Annotated in this window: 12 protein-coding genes; 3 read left to right on the top strand and 9 right to left on the bottom strand. The window is 70.7% G+C overall.

Annotated elements, in window-relative coordinates:
* Positions 1 to 69 precede the first annotated feature (69 nt).
* Positions 70 to 1185, bottom strand: a complete 1116-nt coding sequence (locus ACZ3I4_RS12405; protein WP_465381976.1) for a phytanoyl-CoA dioxygenase family protein — start codon at positions 1183 to 1185, stop codon at positions 70 to 72.
* Positions 1186 to 1433: 248 nt separating this feature from the next.
* On the opposite strand from ACZ3I4_RS12405, the gene ACZ3I4_RS12400 reads away from it, so the two are divergent.
* Positions 1434 to 1679: a hypothetical protein gene (locus ACZ3I4_RS12400; RefSeq protein WP_465381975.1), complete on the top strand. Its 246-nt coding sequence runs from the start codon at positions 1434 to 1436 to the stop codon at positions 1677 to 1679.
* Here ACZ3I4_RS12400 and eno read toward each other — a convergent pair.
* Positions 1629 to 2921, bottom strand: a complete 1293-nt coding sequence (eno, locus tag ACZ3I4_RS12395) for a phosphopyruvate hydratase (RefSeq protein WP_465381974.1) — start codon at positions 2919 to 2921, stop codon at positions 1629 to 1631. The genes ACZ3I4_RS12400 and eno overlap by 51 nt on opposite strands.
* Before the next feature lie 90 nt (positions 2922 to 3011).
* On the opposite strand from eno, the gene ACZ3I4_RS12390 reads away from it, so the two are divergent.
* Together ACZ3I4_RS12390 and ACZ3I4_RS12385 are read left to right on the top strand one after the other, a co-directional pair.
* Positions 3012 to 3887 carry a MerR family transcriptional regulator gene (locus ACZ3I4_RS12390; RefSeq protein WP_465381973.1) on the top strand — a complete coding sequence of 292 codons (876 nt, stop codon included), beginning with the start codon at positions 3012 to 3014 and terminating at the stop codon, positions 3885 to 3887.
* A gap of 118 nt (positions 3888 to 4005) precedes the next feature.
* On the top strand, positions 4006 to 4494 hold the full coding sequence (locus ACZ3I4_RS12385; RefSeq protein ID WP_465381972.1) for a response regulator: 489 nt from the start codon (positions 4006 to 4008) through the stop codon (positions 4492 to 4494).
* Between the two features lie 10 nt (positions 4495 to 4504).
* On the opposite strand, the gene dhaK is transcribed toward ACZ3I4_RS12385, so the two are convergent.
* Genes dhaK through ACZ3I4_RS12350 form a run of 7 tightly spaced genes read right to left on the bottom strand, consistent with a single transcriptional unit; the run spans position 4505 to position 13852 of the window.
* Positions 4505 to 5500, bottom strand: a complete 996-nt coding sequence (gene dhaK, locus ACZ3I4_RS12380; RefSeq protein WP_465381971.1) for a dihydroxyacetone kinase subunit DhaK — start codon at positions 5498 to 5500, stop codon at positions 4505 to 4507.
* Entirely contained in the window at positions 5497 to 6111 is a 615-nt protein-coding gene (gene dhaL, locus ACZ3I4_RS12375; protein ID WP_465381970.1) for a dihydroxyacetone kinase subunit DhaL, read from the bottom strand. The genes dhaK and dhaL overlap by 4 nt, the downstream gene beginning before the upstream one ends.
* Positions 6108 to 6866 (bottom strand): HAD-IA family hydrolase, encoded by a 759-nt coding sequence (locus ACZ3I4_RS12370; RefSeq protein WP_465381969.1) that lies wholly within the window; start codon positions 6864 to 6866, stop codon positions 6108 to 6110. The genes dhaL and ACZ3I4_RS12370 overlap by 4 nt, the downstream gene beginning before the upstream one ends.
* A complete protein-coding gene (locus ACZ3I4_RS12365; RefSeq protein WP_465381968.1) occupies positions 6863 to 7723 on the bottom strand; it encodes a class II fructose-bisphosphate aldolase in 861 nt (286 codons plus the stop codon). The genes ACZ3I4_RS12370 and ACZ3I4_RS12365 overlap by 4 nt, the downstream gene beginning before the upstream one ends.
* Positions 7724 to 7742: 19 nt before the next feature.
* On the bottom strand, positions 7743 to 8456 hold the full coding sequence (locus ACZ3I4_RS12360) for a LuxR C-terminal-related transcriptional regulator (RefSeq protein WP_465381967.1): 714 nt from the start codon (positions 8454 to 8456) through the stop codon (positions 7743 to 7745).
* A gap of 16 nt (positions 8457 to 8472) precedes the next feature.
* Positions 8473 to 12432: an FxSxx-COOH system tetratricopeptide repeat protein gene (fxsT, locus tag ACZ3I4_RS12355; protein WP_465381966.1), complete on the bottom strand. Its 3960-nt coding sequence runs from the start codon at positions 12430 to 12432 to the stop codon at positions 8473 to 8475.
* The gene (locus tag ACZ3I4_RS12350; protein WP_465381965.1) at positions 12425 to 13852 is read right to left on the bottom strand and encodes a VMAP-C domain-containing protein; all 1428 of its coding nucleotides are present in this window, start codon (positions 13850 to 13852) and stop codon (positions 12425 to 12427) included. The genes fxsT and ACZ3I4_RS12350 overlap by 8 nt, the downstream gene beginning before the upstream one ends.
* Positions 13853 to 14088: the final 236 nt, after the last annotated feature.

The following is a 14088-nucleotide window of genomic DNA, read 5'->3' as shown; positions in this document are numbered from 1 at the left end:
TCCGCGACCAGGCGCGCCAAGCCGGCACGAGTCCCGTTGGGCATGGGATAACACGTGAGGCCCGGGATGTCAGCCAGATCGGCGGCGTGCGGCGCCGGCCTCCAGCTCGGTCTCGAAGCGGGACGCGGGCCAGCGTTCGGCCACGGCCTGGCGCACCAGCTCGGCCTGGGTCTGCGGGGCCAGGCCGCCGATCGGCTGGTCGCGGTCGAGGTTCGTGGGGAACGCGTAGCCCTCGGCCGACGCGGCGATCACGTTGTCGACCGAGCCCGCGTGGTCCAGCAGCACTGGGTACAGCGCCGACACCATCGCCGTACGGTCGACGGCTTCCATGGCCCGGCCGAAGCCCGACGAGCCCTGCAGGAGGTTGGCCATCCGGCGTACCGAAGCGGTCCGGTTGGTGCCCGCGCCGTGGAAAAGGGCCGGATTGAAGAACGCGGCATCGCCCTTGGACAGCGGCAACTGCACGTGGTGCCGCTCGAAGTATTCGGTGAAGGCCGGCTGGTGGAAGGCGACGTATCCGGGCAGGTACTTCTGCGAGTGCGGCAGATAGAGCGTCGGACCCGTCTCGACCGGCATGTCGACGTGCGCGACCGCGCCCTGCAACGTCAGCGCCGGTGACAGCGCGTGGATGTGCGCCGGGTAGCGCAGCGCCTGCTCCTGGGCCATGAAACCGAGGTGGTAATCGCGGTGGGCGACCTGCGCCGGCCCGCCCGGGTTGACCACGTTGACCTGCGAGGTCACCTGATAGCCGGCGCCCAGCCAGGCCTCGCAGACCAGCGCGAGCGTGTCGTTGTCATAGTACTCGGCAAAGGCACGGGGATCGTGCAGCGCGAACTTGTCGAGCGCGCCCCACACCCGGTCGTTGGCGCCCGGCCGGGCGAAATGGTCGCCGCCCTGCACCCCGGCCGCCTTTTGCCCGGCGATCAGTTCGGCGAACACGGCCGTGGCCCGATCGACCACCGCGGGCGTAAAGGCCGAGGTGAACACCACGATGCCGGGGCCGTCGCGCAGCGCCCGGATCAGCTCGCCCTGGATCTCGCGGGTGCCGTCCAGGTCGCCGGGATAGATCAGCACGTTCCCCACGACGTCGGTCGCGTGCGGGTAGTCGGTCAGTTCCGTCTTCTGCTCGCAGACGGCCCGGAAGTCCTCCAGGCGGCAGTCGGCGGCGGTGAACCACGTTGTCATGGGGTTCACGCTAGGTTCCGGCGCGACTCCGCAGACCCTTGAGAACCCCTCAAAAGCCCCCCATCGTGTACGCATGAGGCCGCCGTACCGGATCCGCGAGATCGCCGCCCAGGCCGGTCTGAGCGAGGCCACTGTGGACCCGGTGCTGCACGGCCGGGGCGGGGTGCGGGAGAGCACGGTCCGCCAGGTGCGCCGGGCCGATCCGGGCGATCTATTCGCTCTACGCCGGCGCGGGCGGCAACCGGGCCGTGGTCAAAGCCTTCCAGGGCCACCCGTACGCCGTCTTCGTCGCCCACGATCTCGACGACGAGAACACGATGCTGCTGCGCGAGCGCAAGCTCTCCGCCGTCCTGCACCACGACCTGCGCGCCGATCTGCGCCGGGCCTGCCACGCCATCCTCCAGGCCCACGGCGTGCGGCCCGGCCCGATCCGCACCAACCCGTCAGCGGTGCAGGTGATCACCCCGCACAACGCCCCACCCGTCGAATTCTGAACTGCTGCCCAGCTCCTCCTCGATGCGGATCAGCTGGTTGTATTTGGCGGTGCGGTCCGAACGGGACAGCGAGCCGGTCTTGATCTGGCCGCAGCCGAGCCCGACGGCCAGATCGGCGATCGTGGTGTCCTCGGTCTCGCCGGAGCGGTGCGACATCACGACCCGATAGCCGGCCTTGTGCGCGGTGGCGACGGTGCGGATCGTCTCGGTGAGCGTGCCGATCTGGTTCACCTTCACCAGGATCGCGTTGGCGTAGCCGCCCTCGATGCCGTCCAGCAGCCGGTCGGCGTCGGTGCAGAAGACGTCGTCGCCGACCAGTTGCAGCCGCTCGCCGGCCGCCGCGGTGAGCCTCTTCCAGCCGGTGAAGTCGTCCTCGGCCATCGGGTCCTCGATCGAGCTGATCGGATAGCGGGCGGTCAGGTCGAGCAGGTAGTCGATGTGCTCCGAGGAGGTGCGGGTGCGGCCCTCCCCGGCGTACGCGTAAACGCTGTCGTTGAAGAATTCCGAGCTCGCCGGGTCGAGGCAGATGACGACGTCCTCGCCGGGACGGTAGCCGGTCTGCTCGATGGCGCGCACCACGAACTCCAGGGCCTCGTCGGCGGTCGAGAAGCTCGGCGCGAAGCCGCCCTCGTCGCCGACGTTGACGTTGTGCCCGGCCGCCACCAGCGACCGGCGCAGCGTGTGGAACACCTCGGACCCCATGCGTACGGCCTCGAAGAAGTTGGTCGCGCCGACCGGAGCGATCATGAATTCCTGGAAGTCGAGCGGGTTGGCCGCGTGCAGGCCGCCGTTGACGATGTTCATCATGGGCACCGGCAGGAGGCGGGCGCCGACCCCGCCGACGTACCGGTAAAGGGGTTGGCGGTGGGCCTCGGCCGCCGCCTTGACCGTGGCCAGCGAGACGCCGAGGATCGCGTTGGCGCCGAGCCGGGCCTTCTCCTTGGTGCTGTCCAGCTCGATCATCGTCTCGTCCACCGCGGCCTGGTCCTCGGCGTCGAGCCCGGTCACCGCGGCGGCGATCTCGCCGTTGACGTTCGCGACCGCCGTGGCGACGCCCTTGCCGTGGAACCGTGCCGGGTCGCCGTCGCGCAGTTCGACCGCTTCGCCGGCCCCCGTCGACGCGCCGGACGGCACCGCGGCCCGGCCCCGCGAACCGTCGGCCAGCTCGACGTCGACCTCGACGCTCGGGTGGCCGCGACTGTCCAGGATCTGCCGGGCGTGCACTCTGCTGATGGCTGTCATGGCGGCCAGACTGGCACAGCTTTCGCTGCCGATCCCGGCGAGAAACAACACCTTGACCCGCACCCCGGGGTACGGGTTTAGGGTCGCGGGATGCGGGTGGGTGAGCTGGCACGACGCACCGGGACGACGGTGCGGGCGCTGCGCTATTACGAGGAGGCCGGGCTGGTGGTGCCGCGGCGGTTGAGCAACGGCTACCGCGAGTACGAGCCGGTCGCCGAGCGGCAGGTCGCGCAGATCCGCGAGCTGATGACGCTGGGGTTGTCGGTCGAGGAGACCCGCCCGTTCGTCGAGTCGATCGCCGCCGGTGACGATGTGTGCGCGGCCGCCCTGGCCACGTTCCGCAGCACGGTCACCGTTCTGCAGCAACGGATCGGCGAGCTGACCGCCCAGCGCGACGCGCTCGACGCCCGGATCGACGCCGCCGCCGGCCAGGTGGTTCACGCGCCGTCGCCGGTTGCCGCCGACCCGGCCGTCCTGATCGGATCGTCCCTGCCGTCGCTGCGCTTCCATGCCACCGACGGCCGCCCGGTCGACCTGGCCGCCCTGGGCCCCGGCCGCACGGTGATCTTCGTTTATCCGCTCACCGGCCGTCCCGGCGTGGACCTGCCCCGCGGCCTGCTCGAGGTGTGCGGCGCGCGCGGCGCCGCCGACCAGGCCACCTGGCTGCGGGACCACCACGCCGAGATCCTCGCCGCGGGCGCCGCCCGGGTCTACGGCCTGTCCGCCCAGTCCACCGGCTACCAGCGCGAGCTGGTCCACCGACTGCGCCTGCCCTACCCGCTGATCCCCGACCCCAAGCTGACCCTGGCCGCCGCCGCGGGCCTGCCCACCCTGGCGGCGGGCGCCCTCTACGACCGCGTGACCCTGATCGTGGCCGACAACATCGTCGAACACGTCTTCCACCCGATCCCCGCTCCCGCCTCGCACGCGCTGGACGTCATGCGCCAACTGACCCGCTCGCCGTAATTCCCGTTTTGCGGCTTCGCTCAGGAAGAGCGGGACCGGACGGGACGGGACCCCCTTCACACGCCGTACCCGCAAGACTGCCCTGCGCGAGGCTCACAACCCGGGGACGGTGGCAATGATGGCGGACAACACGCTGGTGGTCTTTCTCGTCGCGCTGGTGGTGATGGCCGGTGTCGCCGCGTTGCTGTTCCGGGGCCAGGCCTTCGCGGAGCTGTTGACCGCCCCGGTCACGTCGCGCCCCCGAAACACCGCACCGAGGCCGGCCCGCGAGCGCAGCGCGGCGAGCCACGTTCTCTGGCTCAGCGACAACCCGGACGACCACCTGCCCGAGACGGTGGCCCTCGAACAGCTCAGCCATTCCGTCACCACAACGACGTCGACCGACGCCGCCCTGCGTTATCTCGGCAAACTGAACTTCGCGGTCGTCATCATCGACCGCGCCGGCCTCGACCTGATCAAACGCATGCGCGGCGCCGGCCTCCCCCAGCCCGTCATCGTCTACACCACGAACGCCGCCCACCTGACAGTCCTCGACGCCCACGCCGTGGTCGACCGATCCCCCGACCTCGTGAGCGCCGTCAACGGCCTGCTCGCGCGGAGTTCGTGAGCTCTGGCGGTCAGAAGATGCGGATGGCGGCCTCGGCTGGGGCCTCGAGCAGGCGTTCGATCTCGTCGTCCAGGCGGACCAGGGTCAGGGAGGCGCCGGCCATGTCGAGGGACGTGCAGTATTCGTTGACGTAGGTCCGGCCGACCGTGAGGCCCTGGGCCGACAGGCGCTGGTGGGCCCGGCGGAACAGGATGTAGAGCTCGCTGATCGGGGTGCCGCCGAGGCCGTTGATCATCAGGGCGACGCGGTCGCCGGAGTTGTAGGGCAGGTCGGGGACCACGGCTTCGAGCAGGTCGTCGACGATCTGGTCGGCCGCGGCCAGTTTGCGGCGCTCGCGGCCGGGCTCGCCGTGGATGCCGACGCCGAACTCCATCTCGTCGGCGCCCAGGTCGAACAGCGGAGAACCCTTGGCGGGGGGCGTGCACGCGGTCAGCGCGACCCCCATCGTACGGGTGACGTCGTTGACCTTGCGGCCGATGCGGAGCAGCTCGTCGAGGTCGGCGCCCTGTTCGGAGGCCGCGCCGACCGCCTTGATGACGAAGAAGTTGCCGGCCACGCCCCGCCGGCCGACCGTGTAGAGCGAGTCCTGCACGGCCACGTCGTCGTTGACGGTCAGGATCTCGCACCGGATGCCGTCGGCGTCGGCCATCTCCTTGCCCATGTCGAAGGCCATCCGGTCGCCGGTGTAGTTGTTGACCAGCAGGAGCACGCCCTTGGGCGAGGCCAGCAGCTTCGCGGTTTCATAGACGTAGTCCATCGGTGGCGCCGCGAACACGTCGCCCGGGCAGGCCGCGTCGAGCAGGCCCCGGCCGACCACCATCACGTGGGCCGGCTCGTGGCCCGAACCGGAGCCCTGCACGATGGACACCTTGTTCTCGTAGGGCGCGCCGGCTCGCATGATCAGGTTGTAGGCGGGGACGTACTTGAGGGTGTCCGGGTTGGCGAGGGCGATCCCCTCGAGCATCTCCGGGACGAAATTCTTTGGATCGTTGACGAACTTCTTCACGACGCTGCTCCCTGCTGCCAGATCTCGCTGATCCGTTCGGCGATGACCGCCACCGCGGTGGCTCCGGCGTCGACCGATCCCCTGCTGCGTTCGCCGGTGTACGCAGCACGTCCCCGCTTGGCCACCATCTCGCTGGTGGCGTCGGCCGCTTTCCGGGCCGCCGCCGCGGCCTCCCGGATGTCGGACGTCTCCTCCAGGCAGGAGGTGAACGGCACGAGCGCGTCCAGCAACGTCTTGTCGCCCACATCGGACTGCCCGCGTGCCTTGATGCCTTCGACGGCCGCCCGCAGCATGGCCACGACCTGGTCGCCGGTGAGGTCGGCGGAATCGCCCGCGGCCCCGCCCGCCCGCATGAACGCCGTGCCCCAGAGCGGTCCGGAGGTGCCACCGATCCGGGAGGCGATGACCATTCCCGTACGTTTGAGGAAGGTCCCCGGGCTGCTCCGGTCGAGGTCGTCCCAGCCGTCGAGCAGCTTCTCGAACCCGCGGGCCAGCGAGTAGCCGAAGTCGCCGTCGCCGACCACCGAGTCCAGGTCGCCGAAGTACTTCTCGTTCGCGATCGCGGTCTCGGCGATCGTACGGACCACCAGCTCGGTGTTCGCCAGACTCATCGGGGCTCCTTCAAGCAGGCGCGCAGGTCGTCGAGGGTCAGGTAGTCGCCGGGCCGGGCCGCGCTGCGGTTGGCCAGCACCTCGATCGGCGGGCGGCCGGGGTCGCCCAGTTCCGAGACCACCAGCGCGGCCGGGCCGAAGTCTTCGTCGCGGGTGTAGTCGTTGACGGTCACCAGGCAGCGCAGCCCGGCGCCGGTCGCGGCCAGCAGGCCGTTGCGCGAGTCCTCGACGACCAGCGTGTCCGCAGGGTCGAGGCCGAGTCGTTCCACGGTCAGCTCATAGATGGCCGGGTCGGGTTTCTTGGCCGGCACCACGTCGCCCGCGAAGACCGGAATGTCGTTGGGGCCGACCGCCTTTTCGAGCACCGCCCGCACGGACTCCTCGGCCGACGTCGACGCGACGGCCACGGTCCAGCCGGCGTCCCGGGCCGCGTGCACGATCCGGGCCACGCCGGGCCGGGGCGGGATGCGCCCGTCGGCCACCAGCTGCTTGAACGCCGCCGTCTTGGCCTTGTGCCAGGTGAGCAGCAATTCCGTACGGTCGGCGTGGCCCATCGCCGCGGCGAAGTCCGGGTCGGCGAACAGGCTGGCCATCCGTTCCTTGCCGCCGCCGATCCGCAGCTTCTCGGCGTACTCCCGCTCGGTCCATCGCACCGGCAGCCCGAAACGTTCGAAGGTGGCGTTGAAGGCGGGCAGGTGGCCGTGCCGTTCGGTGTCGGCCAGCACCCCGTCGCAGTCGAAGACGAGCGCGGTCACCAGGCCTTCCCCGATCCCCCGAAGAGCCGGATGTGCTGCCGGGCCATCTCGAGCACGGCCGCTCGCTGGGCGCGGAACAGCGTCGGCGGGTCCCACTTGTTCTTCTCCTCGGCCGCGCGCAGCGACTCCAGGCTCGAACGCAGGTAGCTCTCCTTGAGCGCCGTCGAGATGTTGACCTTGGCGCAGCCGCGGGCGATGAGGTCGGTGAACTGCTCGTCGGTGAGTCCGGTGCCGCCGTGCAGAGCCATCGGAATCCCGGTCGCCGCGACCAGGTCGGTCACCCGCTGTCCGTCCAATGTGGGCGCCTGCCGGTACTGCCCGTGCGCGTTGCCGATGGCCGGGGCGAAGCAGTCCACGCCCGTACGTTTGATGAAGTCGACGGCCACCTCGAGCGACTGGATCTTCGACGCCTCGTCCGAGCCCAGGTCGTCCTCGACACCCTGGATGCCCTCGATCTCTCCTTCGACATGCGCTCCCGTACGCCGGGCCTCGGCCACGACCTCGGTCGTCTGGCGCAGGTTTTCGGCCACGTCGAGTTCGTGCGCGTCGAACAGCACCGAGTTCCAGCCCGCGGCCAGGCAGTCCGAGATCACCGTACGGTCGGGGCAGTGGTCGAGGTGCAGGGTGACCGGCACGTCGACGTCGCGTACGAGGGCATCGAACAGGCCCTTGAGCTGGGCGGTCCCGTACTGTTTGACGGTCTTGACCGAGGTCTGCAGGATGACCGGGGCGTGTTCCCCGGTGGCCGCGGCCAGGACGGCCTCGATGCTCAGGTCGTTGACGATGTTGAAGGCGGCGACCCCGTACCGGTCGGCGAGCGCGCGGTCGAGGATCTCCTTCATGGAGACGACGGGCATGCGCCCAGTGAAACCGCGATCACCCGTACGCGGTATGGGGTGAATCCCCCATGGTCAGCCAGCCGCTGTCGAGGGCGGTGACGATCGCCGCGCTCCGGTTCGACGTGCCGGTCTTCCGCATGATCGCGCCGACGTGCTTCTCGACGGTCTTGGGCGAGAGCCCGAGCCGGGTGGCGATCTCGCGGTAGGTCAGACCCGGCCGCATCAGCTCGAGCACATCGCCCTCACGCGCGGTCAGCGGCGACGCCGGCACGCCGGGCAGCCGGTCGGCCCGGACGATCGCCGCCGCCACGGTCTGCGTCAGCACTTCCAGATCGTCGACCTCGCGGGCCGTGAACACCCCGGCCCGCGGGGCGAAGGTCACGCTGACCGCGATCACGTCGCCGCGCCACCAGATCGGCACCGCGGCCGCCGCGCCCCGGCGAACCGGGTCGGAGCCGGCCAGATGCCCGGCCCGCAACCGCCCGTACTCCGCAATGACCCCTGGCCGCCGCCGGGCGAACGCCCAGCCGGTGGCGCCCTCGTCGAGCGGAAACGAGTCACCGAGCCGGCAGAGCGCGCCATACTCGGCCGCCTTGGTGTACTGCCCGGCACGGGCGTCAACCAGCGAGACGCTGCCGGCCGCCGAGCCGGTCAGCCGCGCGGTCTGCCGCAACAGCCGCCGAAGCACGGAGGCCAGCCGCAGATCGCGGTACACCTGCGCGACCGCGTCCTCGCCCGTCCCCGGATCCACCCCTCGAACATAGGCCTCACAGCGGCATCGGATCCATGTCGCAGTTGGCCCGGTTCCAGCGCTCGGCCTCGACGGTGGCCGGATGAGCGGTCCCCAGCGTGCGCCGGTAGCGCTCGATCGTGTCCTGCCACAGCGCCTCGGCCTCGGCGGTCCGGTCGAGCGCTCTCAGATCGATCGCCAGGTTGAGGGCGGCGGCCAGCGTGGACGGGTGGTCCTCGTCCAGCACCCGGCGATACCGCTCCAGGTTCTCCACGTCGAGGTCGTACGCGGCCTGGAACTCCTCGGCGGCGAACAGGTCGCTGGCCAGGTTGGTCGTGCAGCCCAGCGACAGGATGTGCGACTCACCGAGCCGGTCGTGCAGGCGGCGCGCGGTCGCCTCGTTGAGGGCGCGGGAGTCGGACAGGTTTTCCCGCAACCGCAGGATGATGGCCAGGTTGCCACCGGCGGCGAGCGCGTGCGGATGCTCCTTGCCGAGCGTCTGCCGGAACCGGTGGAAGTTGTCCTCGGCGATCTCCTCGGCCTCGTCCAGAAGCCCGGCCTGCCGCAGGTCGAGCGAGAGGTTCAGGGCCGCGGCCAACGTGAGCGGATTGTCCTCGCCCAGCGCGACCGTGTAACGGCGCAGGGCGTCGCGGGACAGCGTCAGCGCCCCCTCGTGATCGCCGGCCTTGCGGCGGGTCACCGACAGGCTCCGGTTGGTCTCCAGGGTCTGCGGGTCACGGTGGCCGAGCGTCTCCAGGAACGTCCGGGCCAGATCCTCGAACTCGTTGCGCGAGTCCAAATAGTCACCGAGCTGCCGCCGGTCGATGAGCACACCCCGCATGGCGACCAGGGTCTCCACGTGGGTGGGGTTGTAGGTGCGCCAGGCCTTGCTGTTGTAGATCCGCATGTCGAGGTCGCGCGCCTCTTCGAAGCGTCCCGCCAGCCGCAGGCTGACCGCGAGGTTGTGACCGGCGTTCAGGGTGATCGGGTCGTGCTCGCCGAACTCGTTGCGGCAGCTCGTGTAGATCTCCTTGGACAGGTCGACGGCCTGCTGGAAGTGGCCCTGCACCCGCAGATCGGCCGCGACCGCCTGGAGCGACTCGAACGTCGCCTCGTGCACCGGGCCGAGCAGCCGGCGGTGGGTCTCGTGCAGGGCGGCGTTGAGTGTGGCCGACTCCTCGTAGCGGCCCAGGGCGAACAGCACGTAGCCGAGCCAGCGACCGATCTCGAGCCGCGGCAGGGAATCCGGCTCGCCGGCCGCCGGAGCCCACGCCTGGTAGGCCTGCTGCGAGATCAACAGGCTCTCGGCCAGGTCGCCCCACCGGGCGTGGTACTTGGCCTCGTTGATCACCAGCCGGCGGGCGTACGGCATCTCGGGGTCGGTGATCGCTCCGGAGGCTCGCAGGTGCGGGTAGAGCTCGGCGTAGCGCGGCCACTGGTTGCGGTTGTCCGGCTGCTTGGGGTCGCTCAGGGCCAGCAGCTTGTACGCCCGGCCGCGCATCGTCCGGCGTTCCGCTTCGCTCATCCGCTCGATCAGCACCGCCTGCACGAGACGGTGGAGCTGGATGTTGTTGTTGCCGTGGTCGACCCGGGCCAGCGCGTACCGGCTGATCTCGCGGATCGCCCGGCCGAACTGGATGGGGTCGCTCAACGCCGAGTCGGGTTCGTCCTCGATCTCGGCCACACCGGTTTCCGAGAGCAGGTCCCGCGAGATCGGCTCGGGGGCGAGGAACGCGCAGAGCTGCAGGAGCCGCAGGGCGGCGGGCCGGTTGCGAGCCAGATAGTCGAGGGGCACGTCCCACGCCGCCGCCACCGGGATCTGATAGAACGGCACCGGCGGCGACATCTCCATCAGCTCTTTGGTCTTGCTGGCGAACAGGTCGAGATATTCCTGCACCTGCATGCCGGTCTCGGCCAGCCAGGCGCCGGCCTGTTCGATGGCGAGCGGCAGGTCGCCGAGCATCTCGGCCAGTTTGTCGGCCTCCTCGTCGGTCAGCGTCTGCCGCTCGACGAACGGGTCCTGCGGATCGGTGCGCAGCCGGAGCAGCGCGATGCTCTCGGACCGTTCGAAGACGTCGACCTCGATGCGCCGCGCGACCGTCGACCACCGGGAGTTGCGCGACGTCACGAGGATCCGGCCCGGCCCGCCCTTGGGGAAGTACTCGGTGACCTCCTCCGGGCTGTCCGCGTTATCAAAGATCAACAGCCATTTGGAGTACGGTTCCCCGCGCCGCAGCGCCTCGCGTACCGCCGGCACGGCCGCCGCCTCGGCCTCGACGGGCAGGCCCAGCCGCTGCGCGAGCTCGACCATCCCGGCCACGATCTGGGACGGCTGCTCGGCCGAGATCCACCAGATGACCTCGTACTCGGACTGGTGCTGGTAAACGAACTCGATCACGACCTGGGTCTTGCCGACACCACCCATGCCGTGCAGCGCCTCGGGCAGCACCGCCGTCGTGCCGGCGGCCAGCCGGGTCTGCAGTTCGGCCAGCAGGTCGAGCCGGCCGGTGAAGTTGGGGTTGCGCGGTGGCAGGCGCCCCAGGATCGCCGGCACCCGGGCGGCCGGACCGGGAGTTCTCGGCGCGACACCGGCAGCCGGGCCGGGGAACGGGGACCCACTCTCCTGGGTGGGTTGCACAGTGCTCTCCAGGGACTGGTGCGGAGCGGATGACCCGCGGGGCCGGGCCAGGTGCTTCTCGATGTCGGCCGCGGGCGCGAGGTACGGGCCGGACATGGCCCGAAGCACGACGGCCAGCACCTCCGCGAGCCGGCGCTCCCCGTCGGCGACCGAGGGGATCCGGGCCAGGGTCGGCGACCGGACCGTGGTGGCGGCCAGCCGGATGATCGGAACCTGGTCGCCCAGATATTGGTCGAGCAGGCGGATGACCTGTTTGGTGGTCTGCTGCTCGGAGGTGGCGAGCAGCGCGGCCCGGGCGCCGGGGACGAACTCGTGGGTCACCAGGCCGGTCTCGTCGGCGGCGGCACCGGCCGAGACCGGGCGCACCAGGCCGGCCACGACGATCTCGGCCAGGTGCTCCGGACGCGATCGGGGCATCAGCTTGGCCTGGATCAGCCGCATGATCGGAATGCTCAGCGGGGCCGCGGCGAGCCGGCGGGCCAGGTTGACCGCCTGCGGCGACGCCTCGGCCTGAAAGAGCGCCACCGTCTGGCCGGGGCGGGTGCGGGCCGGGTCGGCCGGGGGCGAGGGCGCCGGGACGATCGGCGCCGGCTCGTCCGGTCCGCCGACGAGCAGACACGGGATGTCGACCGGGTCGGCTTCGGGCGACGCGATCAGGCGGGCCAGTTCGTAGAGCCACGGGCCGTCGAGCTCGATGACGGGCACGATCAACGACGGCGCGGCCGGCTCGCCGGTCTCGGGCCCGGTCTCCGCCTCGGCGGTGTACGGCACCAGGCCGGCGTTGGCGACCGCGTCGCCCAGCGGCCTCAGAGCGGTGCGCTGCGCGACGATGCCGGAGCGTCCCCAGATCTGCTGCGGCAGCATGTGCACCACGGCGACCAGATGGGTGCTGCCCCACTCGGTCAGAGCCTCGGCGAGGTTGGCGCGCCGCCAGCCCGGCGCCGCGCCATCGGTGCAGATCAGGATGAGGCGGGGCCGGCTCGGGTCGACCAGGCTCCGCGGGGTGCGATCGACCTCGGAGTCGAACGATTCGGCCAGGCGCACCGGCTCCCCCGCGGCCGCCGGCACGCGCAGACGCCAGCGTCCCACCCGGCGGAAGACCCCGAGCCGGATGACCTCGTCGGCGAACGCGGCGATCGCCTCGGTCCACAGCTGCATCGACGGGTGGTCGTCGACGAGCACCTCGAAGTCCCAGTCCTCGCGGGACACTCCCAGTTCGGCCAGCGGGCGCAACGCTTCGGCGACGGTGCCGTCGCCGGGATAGCCGACGACGACCGGCCACTGCGTGTCGCCGCCGGGAAGGTGAACCGTGCGCTGCTCGATCGGCAGGGCGTCGTCCGAAGGCGATGAATCAACCACTACCCGCTACCTCTCCCCGTGGTCGCTCGAACTCTCCCGGGAGGCGGGACGGATCATCCCAGAGCAGGACGAGGCCCTGACCGACTTCCCTGTCATCCTCATTCATGGACGTCGTGATCCTCAACCGTGATGCACGATCCGGCAGTTCTGCCATGCCTCCGTCGGCCACCAGACTCTCGACCATCTCGAGAAACGTCGGCGTGGGCGGCTTGCTGCGGTGCCAGATCACGATCGGCACCCCGGTGCGGATGGCGATCCGGATCTCGCGGCCGGCGCCGTCGGACCGGCCCGGTGGCGGTTCGCTGAGGATCATCGTGACGATCCGCTCCTCGCGCTGGATCTCCTCCTCCAACCGGTGGCCGGGTCCCCGGCTGGCCAGGAACTCGACGCTGCGCGCGTGGTCACGCAACCGGCTCCACCGCTGGTTCCACACCCGGCGGCGACGCAGGTCGCGGATCCGGTCGAGGCTGCGCACCACCACCGGGTAGTGCCGGTAGAGAGGAACCGGACCGTCGTCCGGGTCCCGTTCCTTGCTCCACTGGTCGACCGGCAGGTTCAGCAGGTCGAACGGGAGCAGGAACTCCAGGCGCAGCCCGCCCGCCCCCGAAGGCCACGACGACTCGGCCCGCGCCACGATCGCCTGGACGGCGCCCTCGAGGCCCGCCCTGGGCACGATCCGCCCCTCCCCCCGGTTGAACGGCTGCTCGGGTCTCCACTGTGTCCAGTGCACCACCGAATAGAGCCCGGGCCGGTCGAAGTCGATGGCGATCAGCAGCGTCGGGTCCCAGCTGCCGGTGGCCGCCGACTGGCTCAGGCCGTAGCTGGCCCGCTGGAAAGGGCCGGTGATGCCCCACTGCTGCACGAGGCGGTCGAGGGTGGTGCGCAGCGGGCCGGCCCGGTCGCCCGGCAGCTGGCTGGTGATCAGCCACAGGAAGATCGTGCAGGGCGGCACCCGTTCGTCGCCGCCGTTGAGCCCCGCGAGGTGGGCGAACGCGTACCAGGCGTCGGTGCAGTGGGCGGGCGGCCGGCGAAACTCGTGCGGCAGGGCCCGGCGATAGAGGTCATGCAGGTTGGTCAGCACCAGGTGCTTCAGCCCGCTCCGCAGGATCCGCCATTCGTCGGCGCCGAAGTAGGCGGCCGCGTTCCACTCGTCGTGCAACTGGTGCAGCTTCTCCCGGTCGCCGGGGAACTGGAGGTCGGCATCGACCACCGCGACCAGGTCGCTCAGGCACTCCGCGGCCGCGCAATCGCCCACGATGGCCCGCAAGTGATCGAGAGCTCCGGCGTGAGCCTCGATCCGCAGCTCATCGAAGTAACGCTCGGTCACGGCCGCGACAAGACGGTCGCGCTCGGCGACCTCGGCGAAGCAGCCGCAGTCGTTCAGCAGATCCGCGATGCCGGCCTCGATGCCCGACCGCACGGTGGGAGCGTTCCGGGCGGTGGGTCCCGGATCTCCGGCCTCCGCCGTCACCGGCGCTTACTCAGGCAAGCCCGCACCGATCTCTCCTCTCACACGCCCGGGAGTCCGGCGACTCACTCGCCCGGGAGTCCCGCAACTCACACGCCCGGGAGTCCCGCGACGGCACCATGTAGGAGAGACAGGCTTCCGTCGGGGGCCGGGAGTCAAGTCGAAGACTACTGATGGTATCGGCGCCA

This window comes from Actinoplanes sp. NPDC021490 (genome assembly GCF_055562135.1).
The sequence above is the reverse complement of the archived record's forward strand: the minus strand, read 5'-3'. Positions and strand labels throughout refer to the sequence as shown.